This window comes from Enterobacter cloacae complex sp. P12RS (assembly GCF_014895875.1).
Classification (GTDB): Bacteria; Pseudomonadota; Gammaproteobacteria; order Enterobacterales; family Enterobacteriaceae; genus Enterobacter; species Enterobacter bugandensis.
The window spans coordinates 124,273-149,755 of record NZ_JADBQO010000015.1; the positions used below are offsets into that span (position 1 = coordinate 124,273).

Sequence of the window (25,483 nt, forward strand, 5' to 3'; positions counted from 1 at the left end):
GCCCCTTTTTTGTGCTTTTTTTTGGCCTCACAACGCAACCGTTTTGGTGTACTCTTGCCGCCCTGGCATGAGGATAATAATGAATGGACATGACTTTTTTACGCGCCAGCTTTCTGGCTATGCTTTTTTCCCTGACCGCGTGTGACGATTCCGCGCCCGTGGCGAAAACCGATGCACCCGCCGCGACGGTGCTCGAAGGCAAAACGATGGGCACCTTCTGGCGCGTCAGCGTGATGGGCCTGGATAAAACGCGCGCTGATGAACTTCGCGGTAAAATCCAGTCTCAGCTGGACGCCGACGACCAGCTGCTCTCAACCTATAAAAATGACTCGGCGCTGATGCGCTTTAATCTTTCCACCAGTACCTCCCTGTGGCCGGTGAGCGAAGCGATGGCCGATATCGTCACCGAATCAATGCGCGTGGGATATAAAACCAACGGCGCGATGGATGTCACCGTCGGGCCTCTGGTCAATCTCTGGGGATTTGGCCCGAACAAACAGCCGGATACCACACCCGATCAGGCGGCCATTGATGATGCCCGCGCCCGGACAGGGCTAAAGCATCTGACGGTGATCAACCAGTACGGCCAGCAGTATCTGCAGAAAGACATCCCCGATCTGTTTGTCGATCTGTCGACGGTAGGTGAAGGTTACGCGGCGGATCACCTTGCCGAGCTGATGACGCAGGAAGGGATATCGCGCTACCTGGTCTCCGTGGGGGGCGCGTTAGTCAGCCGGGGCATGAACGCCAGCGGTAAACCGTGGCGCGTGGCGATTCAAAAACCGACCGATCGGCAAAACGCCGTACAGGCCATTGTGGATATTAACGGGCACGGCATCAGCACTTCCGGGAGCTACCGTAACTATTACGAGCTCGACGGGAAGCGTATTTCGCACGTGATCGATCCGCTGACCGGACGTCCCATCACGCATAACCTGGTCTCGGTGACCGTGATTGCCCCCACTGCGCTGGAAGCCGACGCCTGGGATACCGGATTAATGGTTCTCGGCCCGGAAAAAGCCAAAGAGGTGGTTCGTCAGGAAGGACTGGCGGTTTATATGATCACTAAAGAGGGCGACGGGTTCAAAACCTGGAGCTCGCCGCAGTTCAACAGCTTCCTGGTGAGCGACAAAAATTAAAAAGCAAGGTTGCGGGTTTTTTATCACTGGCACTCGGGCACGCTAAAGGTATGCTTGTAAGAGGAGCTGATGATGAAAAATCCAACCTATATGAATGATGAGGATCGCTGGCAGGCCGTTCTGGCTCGCGATCCGCGCGCTGACGATCGGTTTGTCTTTGCCGTGCAGACGACGGGGATTTTTTGCCGCCCGTCATGCCGCGCCCGTCACGCGCTGCGTAAAAACGTCTGCTTTTATCCCGATGTCCAGCATGCCGTTCAGGCAGGGTTTCGCCCGTGCAAGCGCTGCATGCCGGACAAACGCGATCCGAATCAGCAAAAGCTGGCGAAAGTGGAGCACGCCTGTCGCCTTCTGGAGCAGGATCCCGCGCTGACGCTTGAAGGTCTGGCGCAGCAGGTCGCCATGAGTCCTTTCCATTTCCACCGGCTGTTTAAGTCCGTCACCGGGATGACGCCAAAAGCCTGGCAGCAGGCGGCGCGGGGGCAGCGTCTGCGCGCGGCACTTGCGCAGGGAAACAAAATTACCGATGCCGTGCTGGCGGCAGGGTTTCCCGACAGCAGCAGCTATTACCGTAAAGCCAACGATGCGCTGGGCATGACGGCGAAGCAGTACCGCAAAGGCGAGGTGGCGGTGCGTTACGCCATCGGCGACTGTTCGCTGGGACGCTGCCTGGTTGCGGAAAGCGAGCGGGGAATTTGCGCGATACTGCTGGGCGACAACGATACCAAACTGGCAGAAGAATTTGCGACGCTGTTTCCAAACGCGGAGCATGCCCCGCAGGAAGATGCCTTTGCCCAGCGTATCAGCCAGGTCATTGCCAGTATTGATAACCACGCGGTGCCGCTGGCGCTGCCGCTGGATATACGCGGCACCGCGTTCCAGCAGCGGGTCTGGCAGGCCCTTCGTGACATCCCCTGCGGGGAAACGGCCAGCTATCAGCAGGTGGCGAAGGCGATTGGCCAGCCCAACGCGGTGCGTGCCGTCGCGGGTGCGTGTGCGGCAAACAGGCTGGCGATTGTGATCCCCTGTCACCGCGTGGTCCGCACCGACGGCGCGCTGTCGGGCTATCGCTGGGGGGCGGCGCGAAAAGCGCTATTACTGAAACGTGAGGCGAAACGCCGGGAGGGATAATGCTCGATCTTTTTGCGGATGCTGAACCGTGGCAGGAGCCGCTTGCGCCCGGGGCAGTGATCCTGCGCCGCTTTGCACTCTCCCGTGCGGCGGCATTGCTTGCCGGTATTGAAGAGGTCACGGCGGTTTCACAGTTTCGCCATATGGTGACGCCGGGCGGCTACACCATGTCGGTGGCCATGGCCAACTGCGGCGAACTGGGGTGGGCGACGAACGAACGTGGGTATGTGTATGCCCCGAACGATCCCACGACCGGCCGGCCGTGGCCTCCCATGCCTACGGTGTTTCAGGCGCTTTGTCACGAGGCTGCCGTTGCAGCAGATTACCCTGACTTCCGGCCGGATGCCTGCCTGATTAACCGCTACGCCATCGGCGCGAAGCTCTCGCTGCATCAGGACAAGGATGAACCCGATCTGCGCGCGCCCATTGTCTCGGTATCGTTGGGTCTGCCCGCCGTCTTCCAGTTTGGCGGATTGCGCCGCAACGATCCGCTCAGGCGCATTATGCTGGAGCACGGCGACGTGGTGGTGTGGGGCAGGGAGTCACGGCTGTACTATCACGGCATTCAGCCCCTGAAGCCCGGGGTTCATCCCCTCACTGGCGAGTACCGCTATAATCTGACTTTCCGTCAGGCGGGATTGAACAAACAAAAATAAGAATTATTCTTGATGTCCGCTCAGGGCAGTTTACACTGCTGGCTGATTTTTATTGTCCGGATTGCCTGCATGCAACTACTTCTTCTTGTCTGGCGTCAGTACCGCTGGCCCTTCATTGCCGTAATGGCCTTAAGCCTTGCCAGCGCGGCGCTGGGTATTGGCCTGATCGCGTTTATAAACGTGCGGCTGATCGAAATGGTCGATACCTCACTCTCGGTTCTGCCGGAGTTTCTCGGCCTGCTGCTGCTGTTGATGGCGGTTACGCTCGGCTCTCAGCTGGCGCTGACCGCGCTCGGCCACCATTTCGTTTTCCGCCTGCGCAGCGAGTTCATCAAGCGGATCCTCGACACGCAGGTTGAGCGCGTGGAGCAGCTCGGCAGCGCCTCCCTGCTGGCGGGGCTGACCAGCGACGTGCGCGCGATTACCATCGCGTTTGTCCGCCTGCCGGAGCTGGTGCAGGGGATCATCCTGACCTTTGGCTCGGCGGCCTATCTCGCCTGGCTTTCTACCAAAATGCTGGCGGTGACCGCGGTGTGGATTGCCATCACCATCTGGGGCGGTTTCGTGCTGGTATCGCGCGTCTATAAACACATGGCAGTCCTGCGCGAAACGGAAGATAAGCTCTATAACGATTACCAGACGGTACTGGAAGGGCGCAAAGAGCTGACCCTCAACCGCGAGCGTGCCGAGCATATCTTCAATAACCTCTATATCCCGGACGCGCGCGAATACCGGCACCACATTATTCGCGCCGATACCTTCCACCTGAGCGCGGTGAACTGGTCCAACATTATGATGCTGGGCGCCATTGGCCTGGTATTCTGGATGGCGAACAGCCTGGGCTGGGCGGACACCAACGTGGCGGCGACCTACTCGCTGACCCTGCTGTTCCTGCGTACGCCGCTGCTCTCGGCCGTCGGCGCATTGCCCACCTTGCTGAGCGCGCAGGTGGCGTTTAACAAGCTTAAGAAGTTCGATCTGGCGCCATTTAAGGCTGAATTCCCGCGCCCACAGGCCTTCCCGAACTGGCAGACCCTGGAGCTGCGCGACGTGACGTTCCGCTATCAGGACAACGCCTTCTCCGTGGGACCGGTCAACCTGACGATTCACCGCGGCGAATTGCTGTTCCTCATCGGCGGCAACGGTAGCGGAAAATCCACGCTGGCGATGTTGCTCACCGGACTTTACCAGCCGCAGTCGGGCGAGATCCTGCTGGACGGTAAGGCGCTGAGCGCGGAGAAACCCGAGGATTACCGCAAGCTTTTCTCAGCGGTATTCACCGATGTCTGGCTGTTTGACCAGCTGCTGGGTTCGGAAGGGCAGCAGGCCAATCCGGCGCTGGTTGAGAAATGGCTTGCGCAGCTGCAGATGTCGCACAAGCTGGAGCTCCAGGACGGCAAAATCCTGAACCTCAAGCTCTCTAAGGGGCAGAAGAAGCGCGTGGCGCTGCTGCTGGCGCTGGCGGAAGAGCGTGACATCATCCTGCTGGATGAATGGGCGGCGGATCAGGACCCGCACTTCCGTCGCGAGTTTTATCAGGTGCTGCTGCCGCTGATGCAGGAGATGGGCAAGACCATTTTCGCCATCAGCCACGACGATCATTACTTCATTCACGCCGACCGTCTGCTGGAGATGCGCGACGGCAGGCTGAGCGAGCTGACCGGCGACGAGCGCGATGCGGCGTCGCGTGACGCGGTGGCGCGCACGGCCTGATGCCCTCACTCTAACCCTCTCCCACGGGGAGAGGGGATAATCGTGGCCGTAATGCCGCTTTTTTCTTCATCCCGCCTCGCTGTTTATTCTTATTTACATATCCTCGCGCTATGCTTAGTCTCAACTCATTTAATGGATTTATGATTGATGTCGGTATTAAAGAAAAACAGCGCCAGGCAGCGTGACCAGGAACGTGCGCGACTCATCTGGCTTCTCACGACCGATAAAGCGGTCACGTCTACGCTATTAGGCAAACTGACCCTGGCTGAGCAATATGATGTCGGCACCTTAGCCGACGATATTGCTGAGGTAGGTGCGCTGGTTGCTCATTTACCGCCGCCGGATCTGGCGGATACCCTGGAAGCGCTTCCTTCGGAAGAGCGTCACGCCCTCTGGCGCCTGGTACAGGATCACGAGCGCGGCCAGGTTCTGCTTGAAGCCTCCGAAAACGTCTGGGATGACCTGATCGACGAGATGAGCGATCGGGATATCCTCGACGCCCTGCAAACCCTGGATATCGACGAGCAGATTTACCTTGTACAGCATCTGCCGCGTAACCTGACCGGCCGCCTGCTGGCCTCTCTGCCTGCCGATGAACGCGCGCGTGTGCGTCAGGTGATGCACTACGAGAAAAACAGCGTCGGCGCGATCATGGAGTTCGGCGTTATCACGGTACGTCCGGACGTCACGCTCGGTACCGTGCAGCGCTACCTGCGCCGCCTGGGCAAAATGCCGGACAACACCGATAAGCTGTTTGTCACCTCGCGGGATAAAACCCTGCTTGGCGAGCTGGAGCTGAAAACCATCCTGCTCAACAGCGCCCAGCAGCGGGTGAGCGAGGTGATGGAAAACGAGCCGATGGTCTTCTCCCCGGAAGACGATGCGGAAAAAGCGGCGCGTACCTTTGAACGTGATGACCTTGTGAGTGCGGCGGTCGTAGACTCCGTTGGCAAGCTGATGGGCCGTCTGACTATCGATGAAATCGTTGACGTGGTTTATGAAGAGACCGATAACGATCTGCGCGCGCTAGGCGGGATCAGCGCCGAAGATGACGTCCACGCCTCCGTCGGTAAGGCGGTGAAAACCCGCTGGGCCTGGCTGGCTATTAACCTGTGTACTGCCTTCATCGCCTCCCGTGTGATTGACGGCTTTGAACACACCATCTCGCAGCTGGTGGCGCTGGCCTCGCTGATGCCGATTGTGGCCGGAATTGGCGGCAACACCGGAAACCAGACCATCACCATGATCGTCCGCGCGCTGGCGCTGGAAAATATTCAGCCCGGTAACTTCGCCTTTCTGATCTTCAGGGAAATGGGCGTGGCGCTGATTAACGGCCTGGTATGGGGCGGCATTATGGGCGGCATCACGTGGTGGCTGTATGACGATATGGCCTTAGGCGGCGTGATGATGCTGGCGATGGTGCTGAATTTGCTGGTGGCATCGATGATGGGCGTCATTATCCCGCTGACGATGACCAAACTGGGGCGCGACCCCGCGGTGGGGTCGAGCGTGATGATCACCGCCATCACCGATACCGGCGGTTTCTTTATTTTTCTTGGGCTGGCAACGATTTTTCTGCTTTAATCCGACGCTTAATGCGGGCGGGGATCAGTGCCATGACGATAATCCCGCCCAGCACGCCAACCGCCAGATTGCCGGTTGATACCGTGGCGGCGACCGTCACCAGCATCACCACCGTTTCGGCAACCGGGGCATTTTTTATCGTGGCGGGCTGAAGGCTGTGCCAGCTGAAGGTTTTGACGGCAACAATCGCCATAATCCCCGCCAGCACCGCCATCGGGATTTTGGCCATCACTTCGCTGAGCGCCGTTACCAGGAGCAGCAGCACGATGCCCGCCGCAATGGTTGAAATGCGGCTTCGTCCTTTCCCCATCTCCACGTTAACGATGGTTTGTCCGATCATCGCGCAGCCCGCAATGCCACCGTAGAGCCCGGCCATGATATTCCCCACGCCCAGCCCGATGCTCTCGCGACGCTTGCTGGAGGGCGTAACCGTCAGTTCATCCACGAGTTTTGCCGTCAGCAGGGACTCCAGCAGACCGACGAAGGCAATACTCAACGCGCACGGCCAGATAATGTTCAGCGTCTGTAAATTAAGCGGCACCAGCAGCTCGGTAAATCCAGGCAGACCGCCAGTCATTGAGCCTTCATCACCGACAGTCGGCAGGATCTGACCGGTGGTGACGGTGAAAAGGGTTAACAGCACAATCGCAATCAGCGGGGAAGGGACGCTTTTAATATAGCGCGGCACCCACAGCACAATCAGCAGCGTCAGCACGAACAGGCCCACAATCAGCGGGCTTCGGCTCCAGAAATGCGGCACCTGAGCGAAGAAAATCAAAATGCCAAGGGCGTTAACAAATCCGGTCATCACCGACTGGGGAATAAAGCGCATCAGCCTTGCCATGCCCAGCACGCCAAACAGAATCTGGATCACGCCAGCCATCAGCACGGCGGGAAGAATGTATTGCACCCCGTGCTGATGCACCATCGGGCCAATCACCAGCGCTACGGAACCGGCCGCAGCCGTGACCATCGCCGGACGACCGCCCAGCACGGAGAGAGCAAGACACAGCACCACGGAGGCGATCAGGCTGACCTTCGGGTCAACGCCCGCCACCACGGAAAATGAGATCACTTCGGGGATCAGCGCCAGAGCGGTAATCACGCCCGCCAGCGTTTCACGCGCCAGTTGTTTAGGGGAGTGCAGCACGCTGGCTACACTGTCTTCAGGGGATACGGCAGAATGAGGTAAGGACATAACAGTTCGCTGGTTAGGGCAGGCTTCCGTGCGCGCGATCACAAAGTGCAGCATAGTAGCCATAAATTCCTCCTTATACCAGTTGCGCGCCGCAATCCCCTACAAACAATCCATCATTAAATTTCACAATTACAATAATTTCGTAACCTTTAAACAATATTTAAAAGTTGTTACCGTGCCCACGCAGCTTTTTTCACCTGCAATTTCCACGCATCAAGCACTTTTACACTAAGGCATAAATTATGAAAAAAATGACTGCCATGCTCTTTTCTCTGGCCGTCGGGCTCAACGCCGTCTCAATGGCAGCGAAAGCAGACGCACCAAAAGAGCAGGAAACGGACGTCCTTTTAATTGGTGGCGGCATCATGAGCGCCACGCTGGGAACCTATCTGCAAGAACTGCAGCCGGACTGGTCCATGACCATGGTCGAGCGCCTCGATGGCGTGGCGCAGGAGAGTTCGAACGGCTGGAATAACGCTGGTACGGGCCATTCGGCACTCATGGAACTGAACTATACGCCGCAGAAAAAGGACGGTTCCATTAGTATCGAGAAGGCGGTAGAGATCAACGAAGCGTTCCAGATCTCGCGTCAGTTCTGGTCCCACCAGGTCAACAGCGGCGTGATGCACGACCCGCACTCCTTCATCAATACCGTGCCGCACATGAGCTTTGTGTGGGGCGAGCAAAACGTGAATTTCCTGCGCGCGCGCTACGCTGCGCTGCAGCAGAGCACCCTGTTCCGCGGGATGAAATACTCCGAAGACCACGCGCAGATTAAAGAGTGGGCGCCGCTGGTCATGGAAGGCCGTGACCCGAACCAGAAAGTGGCGGCGACCCGTACCGAAATTGGCACCGACGTGAACTACGGCGAAATTACCCGTCAGCTGGTGGCGTCCCTGAAGAAGAAAGATAACTTCAATTTGCAGCTCAGCACCGAAGTGCGCGGCTTTAAGCGCAATGCGGACAACAGCTGGAGCGTGACGGTTGCCGATCTGAAAAACAATGAAGCCGAGCACGTCATTAAGGCGAAATTTGTCTTCATCGGTGCGGGCGGCGCGGCGCTGAAGCTGCTGCAGGAATCCGGTATTCCTGAAGCTGACGACTACGCGGGCTTCCCGGTCGGCGGCCAGTTCCTGGTGTCCGAGAACCCGGAAGTGGTGAACCGTCACCTGGCAAAAGTGTACGGTCAGGCTTCCGTCGGTGCGCCACCGATGTCCGTCCCGCATATCGATACCCGTATGCTTGACGGTAAACGCGTGGTGCTGTTCGGACCGTTCGCGACCTTCTCAACCAAGTTCCTGAAAAACGGCTCCCTCTGGGATCTGCTGAGCGCGACCACCACCTCTAACGTCAAACCGATGATGGACGTGGGCCTGGATAATTTCGACCTGGTGAAATACCTGATTAGCCAGGTGATGCTTTCTGATGAAGAACGTTTCGAGGCGCTGAAAGAGTACTATCCGCAGGCGAAGAAAGAAGACTGGCGTCTGTGGCAGGCGGGTCAGCGCGTGCAGATCATCAAGCGCGATCCGAAAGAGGGCGGCGTGCTGCGTCTGGGTACCGAAGTGGTGAGCGATAAGGATGGCACGATTGCCGCGCTGCTGGGTGCGTCACCGGGTGCATCTACCGCTGCGCCAATTATGCTGCACCTGATGGAAAAAGTGTTTAAAGACAAAGTCGCCAGCCCGGAATGGCAGGCGAAGCTGAAAACCATTATTCCATCCTACGGCACGAAGCTGAACGGTAACGTGGATGCGACGGAACAAGAGCTGGAGTACACCAGCCGCGTGCTGCAGCTGCAGTACGTGAAGCCGCAGGCTGCGGATGCTGCGCCGAAGGCGGAACTGAAGCCTCAGCCGGAAAACAAGCCGGTTGCGGATATCGCGCTGTAAGGTAAAAGCAAAACGGTAACATCTGTTACCGTTTTTAGTTTAGCAGGTCGGGTAAGGCGAAGCCGCCACCCGACTTGTTTTTAACGTACTACCGCTTGTCCGACCGTCTCTTCTGCCTTCCACACGCGATATTTTACTTCCACGTTTTCAGGCGTATATACCACGATCGGCAACTTGCTGTTGTAGCGCAGCAGGCTGTTGTCGCCCAGATAGGCCGTCACAAATTTCTTCTCTTTCTTGCCGTCCGGGCAGGCCATCATGGTAGAGACCGGAGAGGTCACTTTATCAAAGACGTAATAGTCATAACCCCAGCCTTCCAGGGTTTTGCTTTCCAGCTGGCCGCCCAGACGATGCTGATTGCAGTCCACTTCCAGCGTCTTGCCAATTAACAGTTCGACTTTGTAATTCGCTTCGTCCTGCTGAACCGGCAGTTGAATCACCTGACGCTTCATGCCTTTTTCCGCTTGCGGATAGGGTGCAACTTTTTCCAGCGGCTGCGCTTTTTGGGCGTCGCTGGCGAAAGCGCTGGTGCTGACGCACGCGGCGGCGAGAAGCGCGATGGCAAATTTAGGTGCGTTTTTCATTGTCATTCCTTTATGTCAAAACGGTCCTGAACAGACTAACATAACGAGTATGAATGATTGGTGTGATTTACTTACATTTTCATTGTATGCAGCGTAATAAACTTAGCATTAACCGTTTTGGCAGGTGTTTGTACTGGTGTGGAGTGTGACGGGCGTTCGTGTTATTTTAGTCCATCGATAATGTTATTCATCTGTGAAAGGGAAGAGAGATGGTTCGTGCAAAACTGAAAACACCTGAAGGCCGCAAGTTCCTCCTGGCGCTACTCGTCGTGTTTATGATTGCTGCCGCGTGCGTCGGGCGGGCCACCATTGTTGGCGTCATTGAACAGTACAACATTCCTCTCTCCGCCTGGACCACCAGCATGTATGTGCTGCAGTCGGCGATGATCTTCGTTTACAGCCTTGTCTTCACCGTTCTGCTGGCCATTCCGCTGGGCATTTTCTTCCTGGGCGGACGTGAAAAACACTGAGCATTCACCTGCTATAAGAAGCCAGCCTGCGGGCTGGCTTTTTTATATGTGATGATATTTATTCGCATTTCCAGGGTATTCTGTGTCGAACAAGGTTGTTCGACATAAATCAGGAGATGTTCAATGTTATCCCGGTTTGCAACGCTCAGCCGGATCCCGAAAGGCGTCTGGGTTGTGGGTGGGGTCAGTATGCTGATGGATATCTCCTCGGAGATCATTCACAGCCTGCTGCCGCTGTTTATGGTCACGACGCTGGGAGCCAGCGTGATTTTCATTGGCTTGATTGAAGGCCTGGCTGAAGCCACCGCGCTGTTTATCAAAGTTTTTTCCGGTGCCATCAGTGACTACCTGGGTAAACGTAAAGGACTGGCGGTGCTGGGCTACGGTCTTGGCGCGCTGAGTAAGCCGCTGTTCGCTATCGCCTCTTCGTCGGGCATGATTCTGGGGGCACGCTTAATCGACCGGGTAGGGAAGGGGATCCGGGGCGCGCCGCGCGATGCGCTGGTCGCTGACGTTACGCCGCCGGAACTTCGCGGCGCGGCCTTTGGGCTGCGTCAGTCGATGGATACCGTCGGCGCATTTCTCGGGCCGCTGCTGGCCGTAGGCTTGATGCTGCTGTGGAACGATGATTTCCGCACGATTTTCTGGATTGCGGTGATCCCCGGCGTCCTCGCCGTGGCGCTGCTTTTCTTCGGCCTGCATGAGCCGAAAACGCCCGTCGAACATAAACGCACGAACCCCATCAAAAAAGAGAACCTCAGGCGCCTCGGGAAAGGCTGCTGGTGGGTTATTGGCCTGGGCGCCATCTTCACGCTCGCACGTTTCAGTGAAGCCTTTCTTGTCCTGCGCGCACAGCAGTCGGGGGTGCCGCTGGCGCTGATCCCGCTGGTGATGGTGGCCATGAATTTGCTCTATTTCCTTTCAGCCTATCCGTTTGGCAAGTTATCGGACGGGATGAGCCACACCCGACTACTGCAGTGGGGCCTGGTGATGCTGATTGGGGCAGATATTGTGCTGGCGCTAAGCACCCACTGGGCTGGAATGCTTTTGGGCGTTGCGCTTTGGGGAGTGCATATGGGGATGACGCAGGGGCTGCTGGCGGCAATGATCGCAAAAACAGCACCTGCGGATCTGCGCGGTACCGCCTACGGCATTTTTAGTCTGGTCAGCGGCGTGGGATTGTTAGTCGCCAGCCTGGGCGCCGGGGCCATCTGGGAAACGTTTGGCGCGGAATATACGTTTTATGCCGGAGCCGTGATTTGTCTGGTTACGCTGATGTATCTGCGCAAAACACCGGACGAGGCAAAATAAAAAACCAGCCGTAAGAGGCTGGTTTTTAATGTTTTTTTGGTCGGCACGAGAGGATTTGAACCTCCGACCCCCGACACCCCATGACGGTGCGCTACCAGGCTGCGCTACGTGCCGACGCATAGAAAGAATACTACTCGATTCCGTTTCGAATGCAAGGGAATCCGTCGCTAACTGGTTTATTATTAATCAGTTAGCGATGAAGCGCTTCTCATCCGTCAGAACCTGTAACAGCAGGCTAAGCTGTGGTTTCTGGTCCTTCAGCCGTTCACCCTGCAGATTATAGGTCTGATAGTTCCCGTTGCTGTTCAGCACCAGCGTCAGCTTCGGCGTGGTCACCACCAGCGTGTTGCCGTCAGCTGCAGTCACCCAGTTATGGCGGCGCGTGGCGCTGAAGAGATCCTGCCCCTGCGAATACTCGTTTGCTGGCGTACTGACGTGCAGCAGGCGCTGCATCAGGGTCGTCATGACGTCTTTATGTTCTGTGAGCATATTGATGCGCTGCGCCGGCGTTCCCGGCCAGTGGATCACCAGCGGAACATGCAGGTTTGGACGTGACCAGCTCATGCTCTTCGTCTCGTCGCCTAACGGTACGCCATGCCCCGCGGTCACGATCACGACCGTGTTATCAAGCTTGCCTGATTCACGTAGCGCGTCAAGCACACGGCCAATCTGTGCGTCAACATCGCTGGCCGCGCGGCCGTAGCGGCGCGCAAAGCCAGCCTGGTTGCTGTCGTTAAGCGTTGTGCCGTTAAAGGCCACCCACGAGAACCAGCGGTTATCTTCCTGCGCGTAGCGCTGCAGCCAGTTTATCCACTGGTTTGCGGTCTGGGCATCAGACTGGCTCTGCGCGGCAGGCAGTGAGAAATCAGAGAGCAGCGCCTGGCGGTACAGTGAACTGTTGAAGCCGTCCGATGAGAACAGCCCTAACTGATAGCCCTGCTGATTAAGCCCGGTGATCAGCGCCGCAGGAATGCGCGCAGACAGCACGCCGTCCATGTATCCGGCAGAAATGCCATAGAACAGGCCAAAGATACCCGCATCGGTTGAGTTACCTGAACTCATATGCTGGGTAAACGACACGTTCTGACTCGCGAAATCGGCCAGCGCAGGCATCTGCTTCTCGTAACGAGAATAGTTGAGGCCATCGACGGTAATCAGCAGGACGTTTTGCCCGCGACCCATATCGCGATAGCGCAGATCGCTCAGTGGATACTGCACGCTAACCGCTTCCGGATTACCCTGTTCGACCAGACGGCGCTGGTACTCCTGGGCATCAAGCAGGCCGTGTTTCTCAAGGAAACGACGGGCCGTCATCGGATAAGAGAGCGGCAGGTTAGCGCGCTGCATGGTAATAGGGCGATAGAAGTTCGCATCCGCCCAGATATACATGAGGTGCGAACTGATAAATGAGACGAAAAAGAGCGCGGCGACGGGCTTCGCGTAATGGCGGCGTCGGGTCAGGCTGCGGAGCTTTTGCCAGCTCCAGGTGGCAAACAGCATCTCGATCAACAGGATCACCGGGACGCTGATGAACATCAGTTGCCAGTCGCGGGCCGTTTCGTTCTGGTCGGGGTTGATCACCAGTTCCCAGACGATAGGGTTGAGATGCAGGTGGAAGCGGGTGAACACTTCACTGTCGATAAGCAGCAGCGTCATCCCCACCGTGGCAAGGATTGCGGACAAGAACCGCATCAAACGCTGCGACATGACGATAAACGTCAGAGGAAACAGGATCAGCAGATAGGTGGCGAATACCAAAAAGCTAAAGTGACCAACAACGCTTATCCAGGAGTAGATACGCCCGGTTAGCGTTGTGGGCCAGTCTGCGACAAACAGATAACGACAGCCAATTACCGTCGCTAGCAGAATGTTGAACAGGGCAAACCAGTGTCCCCAGCTGACCATCTGGGAGACTTTTTCACGGTAGCGCTGACGATTCGTCACCATAAACTGTTGTTCGTTTCCCTTAATGGGCCTGGTCGTTGCTGACGGATGACTGTAACGCCTGGGCGAAAGATTTGGCGATCGCCTGACGCTGAGCCGGAGCAACGCTGGTGTTGATAAGGTTGGTGACCATATTTCCCAAAACCATCAGGGAGAGATCGGTCGGCGTTTTATGTTTTTCCAGTACGTTGACCAGCTCACTGAGCAGTTGTTCAACGTGTTCATCACTGTAGCGGGAATGTTGTGGCATAAATCAAAATCAGTTTGTTGATGAAAGGGCAACATATTACCGTAGCAACAGCTTTTTTTCCCCTTTTTTATCTGTTGTTGCACACATGTCCTGGTGGTGGTTGAATACCGCCCGGTCTAAAAGGAGAGTTTATCATGAGTCTGGAAATCAACCAGATTGCCTTGCACCAGCTTATCAAGCGTGATGAGCAAACCCTTGAAGTGGTGCTACGCGATTCGTTACTGGAACCCACGGCAACCGTTGTGGAAATGATGGCAGAGCTGCATCGCGTCTACAGCGCTAAAAATAAAGCCTATGGTCTGTTCAGCGAAGAGAGTGAGCTGGCCGATAGCCTGCGCCTGCAGCGTCAGGGCGAAGAGGATTTCCTGGCGTTTAGCCGCGCGGCAACCGGGCGTCTGCGCGACGAGCTGGCGAAATATCCGTTCGCCGACGGCGGTATTGTCCTGTTCTGCCACTATCGTTACCTGGCGGTCGAGTACCTGCTGGTTACCGTGCTGAATAACTTAAGCAGCATGCGCGTGAACGAGCAGCTGGACATCAGCTCAACGCACTATCTGGATATCAACCATGCGGATATTGTGGCGCGTATTGATTTGACCGAGTGGGAAACTAACCCGGAGTCGACCCGCTACCTCACCTTCCTGAAGGGGCGGGTGGGCCGCAAAGTGGCGGATTTCTTTATGGACTTCCTCGGTGCCAGCGAAGGCCTGAACGCCAAAGCGCAGAACAAAGGGCTGCTGCAGGCCGTTGATGACTTCACGGCGGAAGCGCAGCTCGATAAATCTGAACGCCAGACCGTGCGTCAGCAGGTTTACAGCTACTGCAACGAGCAGTTGCAGGCGGGGGAAGAGATTGAACTGGAGTCCCTGTCAAAAGAGCTGGCGGGCGTCAGCGAAGTGAGCTTCCAGGAATTCACCGCGGAGAAGGGCTATGAGCTTGAGGAGAGCTTCCCGGCGGATCGCAGCACGCTGCGTCAGTTAACCAAATTTGCCGGCAGCGGCGGTGGGTTAACCATCAACTTTGACGCCATGCTGTTGGGGGAACGCATTTTCTGGGATCCAGCCACCGATACCCTGACCATCAAAGGCACGCCGCCGAATCTGCGCGATCAGCTTCAGCGCCGCACGTCTGGCGGTAAATAGCAGCCATAAAAAAACCCCGCCGAAGCGGGGTTTTCTCGACAGGTTTGCGATTACGCGCGAACGAAGTCGATGTGAGTCAGTTTTGGCTTGAACGCGTGACGCTGAACAGCCTGAACCTTCACTTTTTCTTCTTTACCGCCAACAACGATGGTCAGAACTTCGCTGTAGAACTCAGCTTTAGTCTGCATGTTCCACACTTTGTCGTGATCCAGTTCGATAGCAACTGGAGCAGCTTCGCCACCGTAAACGATAGCCGGGAACTTGTTAGCGTTACGCAGGCGGCGGCTCGCACCCTTACCCTGCACGTTACGTACTTCTGCTTCGATAGTGAACATTGATTTCTCTCTGTATTTAAAACCCTACTACAGGCGACCCAGCAGCAGGTGAGTGTTCTGCCCCACGGATGTGAAGCGGGCGGCATTTTATACTCAAATGCCCCGCACATCAATGAAAAGTCCCGTTAACCGCGCAATTCATTTGCCCGACGGAAGCGACCTTCATAGTCAAAGACCTTCTCGCGAACCTGCCAGAACTGGCCTTTCTTGCGGGCGACCACGAAGTCGGGGTGGCGCAGCAGCACCTGCTGATGCACGATATCCGCCACGGTTATCCAGCGCAGCGGCACGCCAGGCGTACGGGTATGCGGCCGGATAAATAGCTGCTCAAATGCCGTGCGTTGGGCAGGCGTCTGAACCCTGAACCGTTCGCTGACGTCAGCGCCATCCTCGTCGTAATAGGTGATTTTCAGCCACTCGCCTTTTTCATCCGCGCCGGGCTGCAGCGCCATGCCGGAGCAGCGCAGCACCAGCGCATCTTTCAGCTTCAGCGCCGCTTTCAGCATGTCGTCCGGGTCCACCAGCACCGTGTCGCACTCGCGGCAACGGCGGGCGGCGATGTCATTTTCGGCGTTGCACTGCGGGCAGTTTTTGAAGCGGAAGCGGAAATCGCACTGCTCGCGATGTCCCTCATCATCCTCAAACCAGCCCTGACAGCGGCGGCCAAAGTGTTCAATCAGCGTGCCGTCGGCGGTGGTTTTTCCCCAGAAGGTGTTGGCAAAGCCGCAGGCCGGGCAAAACACCTGTACCGGCACGTTGTCGCTTTTGCCTTTTGGCGCGCCCACTTCCGGGGAGTACAGATCGTGCGGGTTGCCGGCGTAATCCAGTATCAGGCAGTCGGTTTTGCCCGGCGCCAGGCGCAGGCCACGGCCGACAATCTGCTGATACAGGCTGACGGATTCGGTCGGGCGCAGAATCGCAATCAGGTCGACGTGTGGGGCGTCAAACCCGGTGGTTAATACGGAGACATTCACCAGGTAGCGGAACTGCTGGGCTTTGAAAGCCTCAATCAGCCTGTCGCGCTCCGGGCCGGGCGTTTCGCCAGTGATCAGCGCTGCGTCGTCAGCGGGTAGCAGTCCCGTGATTTCGCGCGCGTGTTCGACGGTGGCAGCAAAAATCATCACCCCTTTACGCGTTTGCGCGAACTCTTCAATCTGGCTGATGATATGCGGCGTGATCCGCTTCTGTTTTTTCAGTTCATGGTTAAGATCCGCCTCGCTGAACAGCCCGTTGCTCTGCGCCTGTAAGCGGCTGAAATCGTACTGCACGACCGGCATATCCAGTCGCTCGGGCGGCGTCAGGTAGCCGTGCTTAATCATGTAGCGCAGCGGAAGTTCATAGATACAGTCGCTGAACAGCGCTTTCTCGTCGCCGCGCACCATGCCGTGATAATGAAAGCGGTAGATCCAGCCTTTGCCCAGACGAAACGGGGTTGCCGTCAGGCCGAGCAGGCGTAAGTGAGGGTTCACCTCTTTAAGGTGAGTGAGGATTTGCTGATACTGGCTGTCGTCGTCATCGCTGATGCGGTGACATTCGTCGACAATCAGCAGCGAAAACTCGCTGCGGAACAGATCCAGGTTACGGGCCACCGACTGTACGCTGCCGAAAACCACTTTGCCGTGGCTCTCTTTGCGCTTCAGCCCGGCGGCGAAAATGTCGGCTTCCAGCCCCAGCGCACAATATTTGGCATGGTTTTGCGCCACCAGCTCTTTGACGTGGGCCAATACCAGCACGCGACCACGCGCCAGGCGCGCCAGTTCGGCAATGACCAGGCTCTTGCCTGCACCGGTCGGGAGGACAATGGCCGCCGGTTCCCGGTGTTTACGGAACCAGGCGAGCGTCGCGTCAACGGCTTCCTGCTGATAGGGACGAAGTGTAAAAGTCATGGGGTCTCGGTTTCGTTAATCCGCATATAGTATGCCACGAAACTTTTTCCCTTGAGTGGCGCAACCAGACCATTATACTGAACCGTTCCTGACTGCTTCTTTTTTCGGACGCACGGTCCGACATCCAGCACCATTAAGGCTAAAAAGATTTCATGCGACTTGATAAGTTTATCGCTCAGCAACTCGGCGTAAGCCGCGCTATTGCCGGGCGTGAAATTCGCGCCAACCGCGTTACCGTGGATGGCGACATTGTGCGAGACAGCGCGTTCAAACTGCAGCCTGACCATCAGGTTGAGTACGACGGCAATCCGCTGACCCAGCAGCACGGTCCCCGCTATTTCATGCTCAATAAGCCGGAAGGCTATGTCTGCTCAACGGACGATCCGGATCACCCGACGGTGCTCTATTTCCTCGACGAGCCGGTGGCGCACAAGCTGCATGCCGCAGGCCGCCTCGACATCGATACCACCGGTCTGGTGCTGATGACCGACGACGGTCAGTGGTCGCATCGCATCACTTCCCCGCGCCACCACTGCGAGAAAACCTATCTGGTCACGCTGGAGTCACCGGTTGCGGATGACACGGCAGAGCAATTCGCGAAAGGCGTTCAGCTGCATAATGAAAAGGATCTGACCAAACCCGCCGTGCTTGAGGTCATCACCCCGACGGAAGTCCGTTTGACCATCAGCGAAGGACGCTACCATCAGGTGAAACGCATGTTTGCCGCCGTGGGTAACCACGTTGTGGGCCTGCACCGTGAACGCATCGGTGCGATTGCGCTCGATCCCGACCTGGCACCCGGTGAATATCGTCCGCTGACGGAAGAAGAGATTGCCAGCGTCGGTCTGCCTTCGCACTAATTTCAGGAGAACCCTGTGACCACCAGGCCACACTCGTCGTTCAAAATTGTCTTCATTCTTGGCCTGCTGGCGATGCTGATGCCGCTGTCTATCGACATGTATCTGCCTGCGCTGCCGGTGATTTCCGCCCAGTTTGGCGTACCGGCAGGCAGCGCGCAGATGACGCTCAGCACCTATATTCTCGGTTTCGCGCTCGGACAGCTGCTGTATGGCCCAATGGCCGACAGCCTGGGGCGTAAGCCGGTTATTCTTGGCGGGACGCTGGTCTTTGCGGCCGCAGCGGTCGCCTGTGCGCTGGCGCAGAGTATCGATCAACTGATTATCATGCGCTTCCTGCACGGGCTGGCCGCCGCTGCCGCGAGCGTGGTGATCAACGCCCTGATGCGTGATATCTACCCGAAAGAAGAGTTCTCCCGCATGATGTCGTTCGTCATGCTGGTGACGACGATTGCGCCGCTGGTGGCACCGATGGCCGGTGGTGCGGTGCTGGTGTGGTTTAGCTGGCACGCAATTTTCTGGATCCTGGCGCTGGCCGCGCTGCTGGCCTCGGCGATGATTTTCTTCTTTATTGATGAAACGCTGCCCGTCGAGCGCCGCCAGAAATTTCATATTCGAACCACGATAGGCAACTTTGCCTCGCTGTTTCGCCACAAGCGGGTGCTGAGCTACATGCTGGCGAGCGGGTTCAGCTTCGCCGGAATGTTCTCCTTCCTGAGTGCCGGGCCGTTTGTCTATATCGAGCTGAACCACGTTTCGCCGCAGCACTTTGGCTATTATTTTGCGCTCAATATCGTCTTCCTGTTTGTCCTGACCATCATTAACAGCCGCTTTGTCCGGCGGGTGGGCGCGCTGAACATGTTCCGCGCCGGGCTGTGGATCCAGTTTGTGATGGCGGTCTGGCTGGTGGTGAGCGCGTTTCTGGACGTGGACTTCTGGGCGCTGGTGATCGGCGTGGCGGCCTTTGTCGGCTGCGTGTCGATGATCTCGTCCAATGCGATGGCGGTGATCCTCGACGAATTCCCGCACATGGCGGGAACCGCATCGTCACTAGCGGGAACCTTCCGCTTCGGGATTGGTGCCATCGTCGGGGCGTTACTCTCTATGGCGACCTTTACTACGGCCTGGCCTATGCTGTGGGCGATGGCTTTTTGCGCAACCAGCTCTGTGCTTTTCTGTCTTTACGCCAGTCGGCCGCGAAAAGCGGCGCACTAACGCGCAGATAAGGCCCGAAAGGGCTTTTTTTGTTGACGCATATCAACCAAACTCGCGTTCGTTTATTCCGTGTTTGTTTATTTTATGTAAAATCTATTTATGTAAAAAGTCACATCATTGTATTCAAAAAGGTTGAGTTAGATCGCAGAAACGGGTACATATAGCGCCGACGCGAGCCTCGATACCGATAAAAAAGCGCTGAATAGTGCAGGTTGGCGATGATGTGTTACTATAAATGTAAATAAATTGTGAAGTAAATTTTGCTTCCGGGGAACGAACGTGAATACATTACAACTCTCCATTGTCCATCGCTTGCCCCAGAGCTATCGCTGGTCGGCGGGTTTTGCAGGTTCGAAAGTTGAACCGATTCCGCAAAGCGTCGCGGGCTGTGAGAATTGCCTGGTGGCGCTCAAGCTGCTGAGCCCGAGCGACGAAAATGCGTGGCGGGTGATGGAGCGTCTCAGCCAGGCCCTGACGGATATCGAAGTGGACAGCTCCGTACTGGAGTGCGAAGGGGAGCCGTGCCTGTTCGTCAAAAGCCAGGACGAATTCGCCGCGACCTGCCGCCTGAAAAACTTTGGCGTTGCGATTGCTGAACCTTTCTCCGGCCAGTATCCGTTTTAAGCGCTAGTCTGCCGCGAGCAGCTGGCGCGTGTAGCTCTGCGTTGGCGCAGTAAATACGCGCTGGCAATCACCCTGTTCGACCACCTCACCCTGTCGTAGCACAATCACCTGATGGCATAGCGCCCGCACCACCTGTAGATCATGGCTGATGAAGATATAGGCCAGCCGGTGCTTTTCCTGTAGCCCTTTGAGCAGCGCCAGGATCTGCGCCTGTACGGTTCTGTCCAGAGACGAGGTCGGTTCATCCAGAATAATCAGCTCCGGTTTCAGGATCAGCGCGCGGGCGATGGCGATACGCTGGCGCTGTCCGCCGGAAAATTCCGCAGGGTAGCGGTGGCGAGTGTCGGGATCTAAGCCCACTTCCGCCATCACCTGCATAACCTCCTGTTCCCGCTGTTGCGCACTCAGGCCAGGCTGGTGAACGCGCAGCCCCTCTTCGATAATCTGCAACACGCTGAGGCGTGGGTTAAGCGAGGAGTTGGGATCCTGAAATACCACCTGCATGCGGGGCCGCACGGGCAGCATCTGGCGGCGGTTCCAGCGGTGCAGCGGCATATCGTCAAACAGGATCTCGCCCTGAGAGGCAATTAAGCGCAGCAGCGCCAGACCGGTAGTGCTTTTCCCCGAACCGGATTCGCCCACCAGCCCCAGGGATTCACCCGGTCGCAGCGAGAAGCGGATATTTTTCAGCACCGGGTTCTGGTCAACGATGCGCCGCAGAACGCCTTTGCGGATCGGGAACGAGACGGATAAATCATCGACGCGCAGCAGCGGTGTGCTGTCTGCCGTGAGAGGCACCGGGTCGCCGGAAGGTTCGCTGTCGAGCAGGCGCTGCGTATAGGGATGCTGCGGCGCGTTCAGCAGCGTGGACGCGGTATTCTGTTCAACGCAGCGCCCGTTTTGCATGACCGCGACGCTGTCGGCCAGCTTTTTCACGATGCTCAGGTTGTGCGTGATAAACAGCAGGCTCATGTCCAGCTCGTCACGCAGCTCCCTCAAGAGCGTCAGAATTTGCGCCTGCACCGTGACGTCCAGCGCCGTCGTCGGCTCGTCGGCAATCAACAGTTCGGGGCGCGTGAGCAGGGCCATGGCAATCATTACCCGCTGGCGTTCGCCGCCGGAGAGCTGATGCGGAAAATCATTCAGCCGTTTGGCCGCGTTGCGTATGCCTGTACGTTCCAGACAATCCAGAATTTCGCCCCGCGCGGCCTCTTTGCGCATCCCCCGATGAAGTGACAGCACTTCATAGAGCTGTTTTTCCAGCGTATGCAGTGGGTTGAGCGACACCATCGGCTCCTGGAAGATCATGGCAATCTTATTGCCGCGAATACCGCGCAGGGTATGTTCATCAGCGTGCAGCAGCGAACTGCCGTGGAACAGAATATCCCCTTGCGGATAGCTCACGGGCGGGGAGGGCAGCAGACGCAGGATGGAGAGCGCCGAGACGCTCTTGCCCGAACCGGATTCACCCACCAGCGCCAGCGTTTCACCGCGCTGGATCTGCAGCGACAGGTCGGTGACCACGGTACGGGTCTCGCCCTGCTTCGAGAAGGCAATCGACAGGCGATCAATACTGAGAAGAGGCTGCGTCATCTTATACCGCCTTGTTGGGATCGAAGGCATCGCGCACGGCTTCGCCAATAAAAATCAGCAGCGAAAGCAGCACGGCCACGGAAAGAAAGGCGGTGATGCCCAGCCACGGCGCCTGCAGGTTGTTCTTGCCCTGCAGCAGCAGTTCGCCGAGCGACGGCGACCCCAGTGGCAGGCCGAAGCCCAGAAAGTCCAGCGAGGTGAGGGTGGTGATGGAGCTGCACAGAATAAAGGGCAGGAAGGTGAGGGTCGCCACCACCGCATTGGGAAGCATATGGCGGAAGATGATTGCGCGATCGTTCACCCCAAGCGCCTGCGCGGCGCGAATATAGTCGAAATTACGGGTGCGCAGAAACTCTGCCCGCACCACGCCCACCAGCGCCATCCAGCCAAACAGAACGGTGATGCCCAGCAGCCACCAGAAGCCCGGCTGTACCACGCTGGAAAGCAGAATGATCAGAAACAGCGTTGGCATACCGGACCAGACTTCGATGATACGCTGCCCCCACAGGTCAATTTTTCCGCCGTAGTAGCCCTGAACGGCGCCGGCCACTACGCCCATTACGCTGGAGAAGACGGTCAGCATCAGTCCAAAGAGAATAGAAATCCGCGTACCGTAGAGGATGCGCGCCAGCACGTCGCCGCCGTTGGCGTCTGTTCCCAGCCAGTTTTGCGCAGAGGGCGGAGAAGGGAAGGGGGTTGTGGTCGCGAAGTTAATGCTGTTGGCGCCAAAGCGTACCGGAGCCCAGAGGGCCCAGCCGTGCTGTTCGATCTGCTGGCGCAGCCACGGATCCTGGTACTCCGCCGGGGTGGCAAACGGGCCGCCGAAGTCGCTTTCACTGTAGTTAGCCAGGACCGGCACGTACCAGCAGTCGTTAAAGTGCACCAGCAACGGTTTGTCGTTGGCGATCAGCTCCGAACACATGCTCAGGACAAACAGGACAGCAAAAATCCACAGCGACCAGTAGCCGCGGCGGTTATGGCGAAAACGGGCCCAGCGGGCCTGGTTAACGGGGCTTAAACGCGGCATCAGCGGCCCTCAAAATCAATTCGGGGATCGACCAGCGTATAGCTGATATCGCTGATGATATTCAGCAGCAGGCCAATCAGAGTGAAAATATAGAGCGTGCCAAACATTACCGGATAATCGCGCGATACGGTGGCTTCGTAGCCCAGCAGGCCGAGACCGTTGAGCGAGAACATCACCTCAATCAGCAGCGAGCCGGTAAAAAACATGCTGATGAACGTGGCTGGAAATCCGGCAATCACCAGCAGCATGGCGTTGCGGAAAACGTGTTTCCACATAATCTGCTTCTCGCTGACCCCTTTGGCGCGGGCGGTCACGACATACTGCTTGCGGATTTCATCGAGAAAGGCGTTTTTCGTTAACATGGTCAGGGCGGCAAACCCGCCGATCACCGTCGCCAGCACCGGCAGCGTGATATGCCAGAGATAGTCGGTGATTTTCTGGTACCACGGCAGCGTGCTGAAATCGGCGGAGACCAGCCCCCGCAGCGGGAAGATGTCGAAATAGCTGCCTCCGGCAAAGAAGACAATCAGCAGAACGGCAAACAGAAACGCCGGAATAGCATAGCCGATGATGATGAAGGTGCTGCTCCAGATATCGAAGCGGCTGCCGTTATGCACCGCTTTTCGGATCCCGAGCGGTATAGAGACCAGATAGATAATCAGCGTCCCCCACAGCCCCAGCGTGACCGAAACCGGCAGGCTTTGCTTGATCAACGTTAATACGGACGCACTGCGGAACAGGCTATCGCCAAAATCAAAGCGGATATAATCCCAGAGCATCTTGAAATAGCGCTCGTGTATCGGCTTATCAAAGCCGTAGCGATGGGTGATCTCGGCGATCACTTCAGGATCCAGCCCGCGCCCGCCGCGGTAGTGGCTTTCACTGATATTCCCCACGCCGGTTCGCGCATGGCTGGCGCCCATGCCTTCGCCGCCGCCGCCGGGCATGCCGCCGCTGTTGCCAAACTCAATGGCGGCAATGGCCTGGTCGACCGGCCCGCCCGGGGCAATTTGCACGATAAAAAAGTTAATGGTGATAATGGCCCACAGCGTGGGAATGACCAGCAGAAGACGGCGTATTAAATAGGCACCCATGATAATTCCTTATCGCCGCTCGGCGGGCAGTCTGGCGGCTTTATTCACGTCATACCACCAGGTGTCAAAGCCCAGAGAATAGACAGGGCGCACGGCAGGCACGGAGAACTTGTCCCAGCGCGCAAGGCGGTCTTCGCCCATATACCACATGGGCAGCATGTAGTAGTTCCAGGTTAACACCCTGTCGAGGGCGCGACCAAGCGGCAAGAGCTTATCTTTATCGCCCTGCGCCGCCACAATTTTCGCAATGAGGGCATCAATCGCCGGGCTTTTTACGCCTGGCGCATTGTACGAGGAGTCGATGTAGCTGGAGGCCCAGGAGATTTGCAGATCCGAGCTGGGCCACGGCTGTGCGGGCCACAGGCGTTGCATCATGTCGTAATCGCGGCTGCGCATGCGGTTGGTGATCTGCGCGTTATCGACCTGGCGAATGTTCATGGTGATCCCCAGCCGCGCAAGGTTGTGCTTAAACGGCAGCACCCACTGATCGTTGCCGCCGGAGGAGAGCAGCAGTTCAAAGCTTAAAGGCTTGCCGGTTTTCGCATTGACGCGTTTCTGGTTCTTCAACTGCCAGCCTGCCTCATCCAGCAGCTTGCTGGCCTTCAGCAGGTTGTCGCGGTCGTAGCCGTCACCCTTTGAAGCGGGCGGCTGAAACACCGTGGTAAACACCTCCGGCGGCACTTCCGCTTTCAGCGGCGCCAGCAGGAGCAGTTCGTCGGCTTTAGGGTAGTCGCGCGCGGCATATTCGGTGTTCTGGAAATAGCTGTTCGCGCGGCTGTACGCCCCGTAAAACAGGGCTTTGTTCATCCATTCAAAATCGAAGGCCAGGGAAATGGCTTCCCGAACGCGGCGGTCGGTAAATACCGGGCGCTGAATATTAAACGCCAGCCAGCGCGTGTCCTGGGCGGATTCGTTTTTGTGCTCGTCTTTCACGATGTAGCCTTTCGTGAAGTTTTTGCCGATATAGCGGGTCGCCCAGTTTTTGGCGCTGTTCTCCACGCGTAAATCGAAGGCACCGGCCTTGAACGCTTCAAACGCCACGTTATCGTCGAGGTAGTAGTCATAGCGAAGGGTGTCGAAATTCCAGCGCCCGCGGTTTACCGGCAGGTTAGCCGCCCAGTAATCTTTCACGCGGGAATAGACCACGTACTGCCCCATGCGCCAGTCGGTAATGCGGTAAGGGCCACCGGCCAGCGGCGGCGTGGAGAGCGGATCGCTTAACTTATGGTTTTTCCAGAACGATTCAGGCATAACCGGCAGCGAGAACAGGCTAAGCATATTCTCTTTGTTCGGTTCGCTCAGCTCAATGCGTACGGTGAGGGGCGCAATGGCGCGCACCGTTGCGCCTTTATACACAATGCGGAACTGGGGAACGCCTTCGGTCATAAATTTATGAAACGTAAAAGCGACGTCGCTGGCCTTGACCGGCGTGCCGTCGTGAAAGCGGGCCCTGGGGTTTAGGGTAATTTCGGCCCAGGCGAAGTTATCCGCATAGCGCACGTTATCGGCAATCAGCGGGTAATAGCTGCCGGGTTCATCATCCGACGTGACAAAAAGCGTGTCATAGAGCGATTCCGTTCGCGCCGCGGCCACGCCGCGCAGGGCGAAGCGGTTAAAGTTGTCGAACGTTCCCGTAGCCGAGAGCGTGACCTTTCCACCCTTAGGGGCGGCAGGATTGACGTAATCGAAGTGCGTAAAATTGACCGCGTATTTTGGCTCGCCAATCACGGCGAACGCGATGTTCTCTTTGATGGTTTGCGCCTGGCTGGACAGGCTCACGACTGCCAACCAAAGCAACATAAAGCGCATAAACATCTCGCGGCGGCTCCCTCTTTTAC

22 protein-coding genes and 1 tRNA gene are annotated in these 25,483 nt (G+C 57.2%); 12 read left to right on the forward strand and 11 right to left on the reverse strand.

The window, feature by feature from the left end; translation table 11 throughout:
• Window positions 1-83 precede the first annotated feature (83 nt).
• From apbE to mgtE, 5 genes are all read left to right on the forward strand, one after another.
• Window positions 84-1,139 carry an FAD:protein FMN transferase ApbE gene (apbE, locus tag IM284_RS11145; protein ID WP_047367975.1) on the forward strand — a complete coding sequence of 352 codons (1,056 nt, stop codon included), beginning with the start codon at window positions 84-86 and terminating at the stop codon, window positions 1,137-1,139.
• A gap of 72 nt (window positions 1,140-1,211) precedes the next feature.
• A complete protein-coding gene (ada, locus tag IM284_RS11150; protein ID WP_047367974.1) occupies window positions 1,212-2,270 on the forward strand; it encodes a bifunctional DNA-binding transcriptional regulator/O6-methylguanine-DNA methyltransferase Ada in 1,059 nt (352 codons plus the stop codon).
• The gene (gene alkB, locus IM284_RS11155; protein WP_047367973.1) at window positions 2,270-2,926 is read left to right on the forward strand and encodes a DNA oxidative demethylase AlkB; all 657 of its coding nucleotides are present in this window, start codon (window positions 2,270-2,272) and stop codon (window positions 2,924-2,926) included. The genes ada and alkB overlap by 1 nt, the downstream gene beginning before the upstream one ends.
• A 69-nt stretch (window positions 2,927-2,995) precedes the next feature.
• Window positions 2,996-4,639 (forward strand): multidrug ABC transporter permease/ATP-binding protein, encoded by a 1,644-nt coding sequence (locus IM284_RS11160; protein ID WP_047368130.1) that lies wholly within the window; start codon window positions 2,996-2,998, stop codon window positions 4,637-4,639.
• Window positions 4,640-4,786: 147 nt separating this feature from the next.
• Window positions 4,787-6,223 (forward strand): magnesium transporter, encoded by a 1,437-nt coding sequence (gene mgtE, locus IM284_RS11165; protein WP_028013894.1) that lies wholly within the window; start codon window positions 4,787-4,789, stop codon window positions 6,221-6,223.
• Here mgtE and IM284_RS11170 read toward each other — a convergent pair.
• Window positions 6,186-7,475, reverse strand: a complete 1,290-nt coding sequence (locus IM284_RS11170; RefSeq protein WP_047368129.1) for a SulP family inorganic anion transporter — start codon at window positions 7,473-7,475, stop codon at window positions 6,186-6,188. The genes mgtE and IM284_RS11170 overlap by 38 nt on opposite strands.
• A 188-nt stretch (window positions 7,476-7,663) precedes the next feature.
• On the opposite strand from IM284_RS11170, the gene mqo reads away from it, so the two are divergent.
• Window positions 7,664-9,313, forward strand: a complete 1,650-nt coding sequence (gene mqo / locus IM284_RS11175; RefSeq protein WP_028013892.1) for a malate dehydrogenase (quinone) — start codon at window positions 7,664-7,666, stop codon at window positions 9,311-9,313.
• Between the two features lie 80 nt (window positions 9,314-9,393).
• Here mqo and eco read toward each other — a convergent pair whose 3' ends face one another.
• Window positions 9,394-9,897, reverse strand: a complete 504-nt coding sequence (gene eco, locus IM284_RS11180; RefSeq protein WP_028013891.1) for a serine protease inhibitor ecotin — start codon at window positions 9,895-9,897, stop codon at window positions 9,394-9,396.
• A gap of 209 nt (window positions 9,898-10,106) precedes the next feature.
• Between eco and IM284_RS11185 the strand changes: the two genes are divergently transcribed.
• Both IM284_RS11185 and IM284_RS11190 read left to right on the forward strand, forming a co-directional pair.
• Window positions 10,107-10,367, forward strand: a complete 261-nt coding sequence (locus IM284_RS11185; RefSeq protein WP_008500962.1) for a DUF2534 family protein — start codon at window positions 10,107-10,109, stop codon at window positions 10,365-10,367.
• Between the two features lie 123 nt (window positions 10,368-10,490).
• Window positions 10,491-11,678 (forward strand): MFS transporter, encoded by a 1,188-nt coding sequence (locus tag IM284_RS11190; RefSeq protein ID WP_028013889.1) that lies wholly within the window; start codon window positions 10,491-10,493, stop codon window positions 11,676-11,678.
• A gap of 37 nt (window positions 11,679-11,715) precedes the next feature.
• On the opposite strand, the gene IM284_RS11195 is transcribed toward IM284_RS11190, so the two are convergent.
• The 3 genes from IM284_RS11195 to IM284_RS11205 form a co-directional block, all read right to left on the reverse strand.
• A tRNA-Pro gene (locus IM284_RS11195) sits at window positions 11,716-11,792 on the reverse strand.
• A 72-nt stretch (window positions 11,793-11,864) separates the two neighbouring features.
• Window positions 11,865-13,625, reverse strand: coding sequence for an LPS biosynthesis-modulating metalloenzyme YejM (yejM, locus tag IM284_RS11200; protein ID WP_028013888.1), 1,761 nt, complete (start codon window positions 13,623-13,625; stop codon window positions 11,865-11,867).
• Between the two features lie 19 nt (window positions 13,626-13,644).
• Entirely contained in the window at window positions 13,645-13,872 is a 228-nt protein-coding gene (locus IM284_RS11205) for a YejL family protein (protein WP_014884596.1), read from the reverse strand.
• 134 nt (window positions 13,873-14,006) lie between these two features.
• Between IM284_RS11205 and yejK the strand changes: the two genes are divergently transcribed.
• Window positions 14,007-15,014, forward strand: a complete 1,008-nt coding sequence (gene yejK, locus IM284_RS11210) for a nucleoid-associated protein YejK (protein WP_008500957.1) — start codon at window positions 14,007-14,009, stop codon at window positions 15,012-15,014.
• Window positions 15,015-15,064: 50 nt separating this feature from the next.
• Here the strand turns inward: yejK and rplY are convergent, their stop codons facing one another.
• Together rplY and IM284_RS11220 are read right to left on the reverse strand one after the other, a co-directional pair.
• The gene (gene rplY, locus IM284_RS11215; protein ID WP_028013887.1) at window positions 15,065-15,349 is read right to left on the reverse strand and encodes a 50S ribosomal protein L25; all 285 of its coding nucleotides are present in this window, start codon (window positions 15,347-15,349) and stop codon (window positions 15,065-15,067) included.
• 125 nt (window positions 15,350-15,474) lie between these two features.
• Window positions 15,475-17,235 carry a DEAD/DEAH box helicase gene (locus IM284_RS11220; RefSeq protein ID WP_048958749.1) on the reverse strand — a complete coding sequence of 587 codons (1,761 nt, stop codon included), beginning with the start codon at window positions 17,233-17,235 and terminating at the stop codon, window positions 15,475-15,477.
• Between the two features lie 152 nt (window positions 17,236-17,387).
• Here IM284_RS11220 and rsuA point away from each other — a divergent pair, with 152 nt between their 5' ends.
• The 3 genes from rsuA to IM284_RS11235 all read left to right on the forward strand — a co-directional run bounded on the left by rsuA (window position 17,388) and on the right by IM284_RS11235 (window position 19,931).
• On the forward strand, window positions 17,388-18,095 hold the full coding sequence (gene rsuA / locus IM284_RS11225) for a 16S rRNA pseudouridine(516) synthase RsuA (RefSeq protein ID WP_028013885.1): 708 nt from the start codon (window positions 17,388-17,390) through the stop codon (window positions 18,093-18,095).
• Window positions 18,096-18,110: 15 nt separating this feature from the next.
• Entirely contained in the window at window positions 18,111-19,307 is a 1,197-nt protein-coding gene (locus IM284_RS11230; protein WP_193055811.1) for a Bcr/CflA family multidrug efflux MFS transporter, read from the forward strand.
• A 279-nt stretch (window positions 19,308-19,586) separates the two neighbouring features.
• Window positions 19,587-19,931 (forward strand): YejG family protein, encoded by a 345-nt coding sequence (locus IM284_RS11235; RefSeq protein ID WP_028013883.1) that lies wholly within the window; start codon window positions 19,587-19,589, stop codon window positions 19,929-19,931.
• 3 nt (window positions 19,932-19,934) lie between these two features.
• Here the strand turns inward: IM284_RS11235 and yejF are convergent, their stop codons facing one another.
• Genes yejF through IM284_RS11255 form a run of 4 tightly spaced genes read right to left on the reverse strand, consistent with a single transcriptional unit; the run spans window position 19,935 to window position 25,460 of the window.
• Window positions 19,935-21,524 carry a microcin C ABC transporter ATP-binding protein YejF gene (yejF, locus tag IM284_RS11240; RefSeq protein ID WP_047367971.1) on the reverse strand — a complete coding sequence of 530 codons (1,590 nt, stop codon included), beginning with the start codon at window positions 21,522-21,524 and terminating at the stop codon, window positions 19,935-19,937.
• A 1-nt stretch (window position 21,525) separates the two neighbouring features.
• A complete protein-coding gene (locus tag IM284_RS11245; protein ID WP_047367970.1) occupies window positions 21,526-22,551 on the reverse strand; it encodes an ABC transporter permease in 1,026 nt (341 codons plus the stop codon).
• On the reverse strand, window positions 22,551-23,645 hold the full coding sequence (locus IM284_RS11250) for a microcin C ABC transporter permease YejB (RefSeq protein WP_028013880.1): 1,095 nt from the start codon (window positions 23,643-23,645) through the stop codon (window positions 22,551-22,553). Before IM284_RS11250 ends, IM284_RS11245 begins: the two co-directional genes overlap by 1 nt.
• A gap of 9 nt (window positions 23,646-23,654) precedes the next feature.
• Complete coding sequence (locus tag IM284_RS11255; protein WP_028013879.1) at window positions 23,655-25,460, reverse strand: extracellular solute-binding protein; 1,806 nt, start codon at window positions 25,458-25,460, stop codon at window positions 23,655-23,657.
• Window positions 25,461-25,483: the final 23 nt, after the last annotated feature.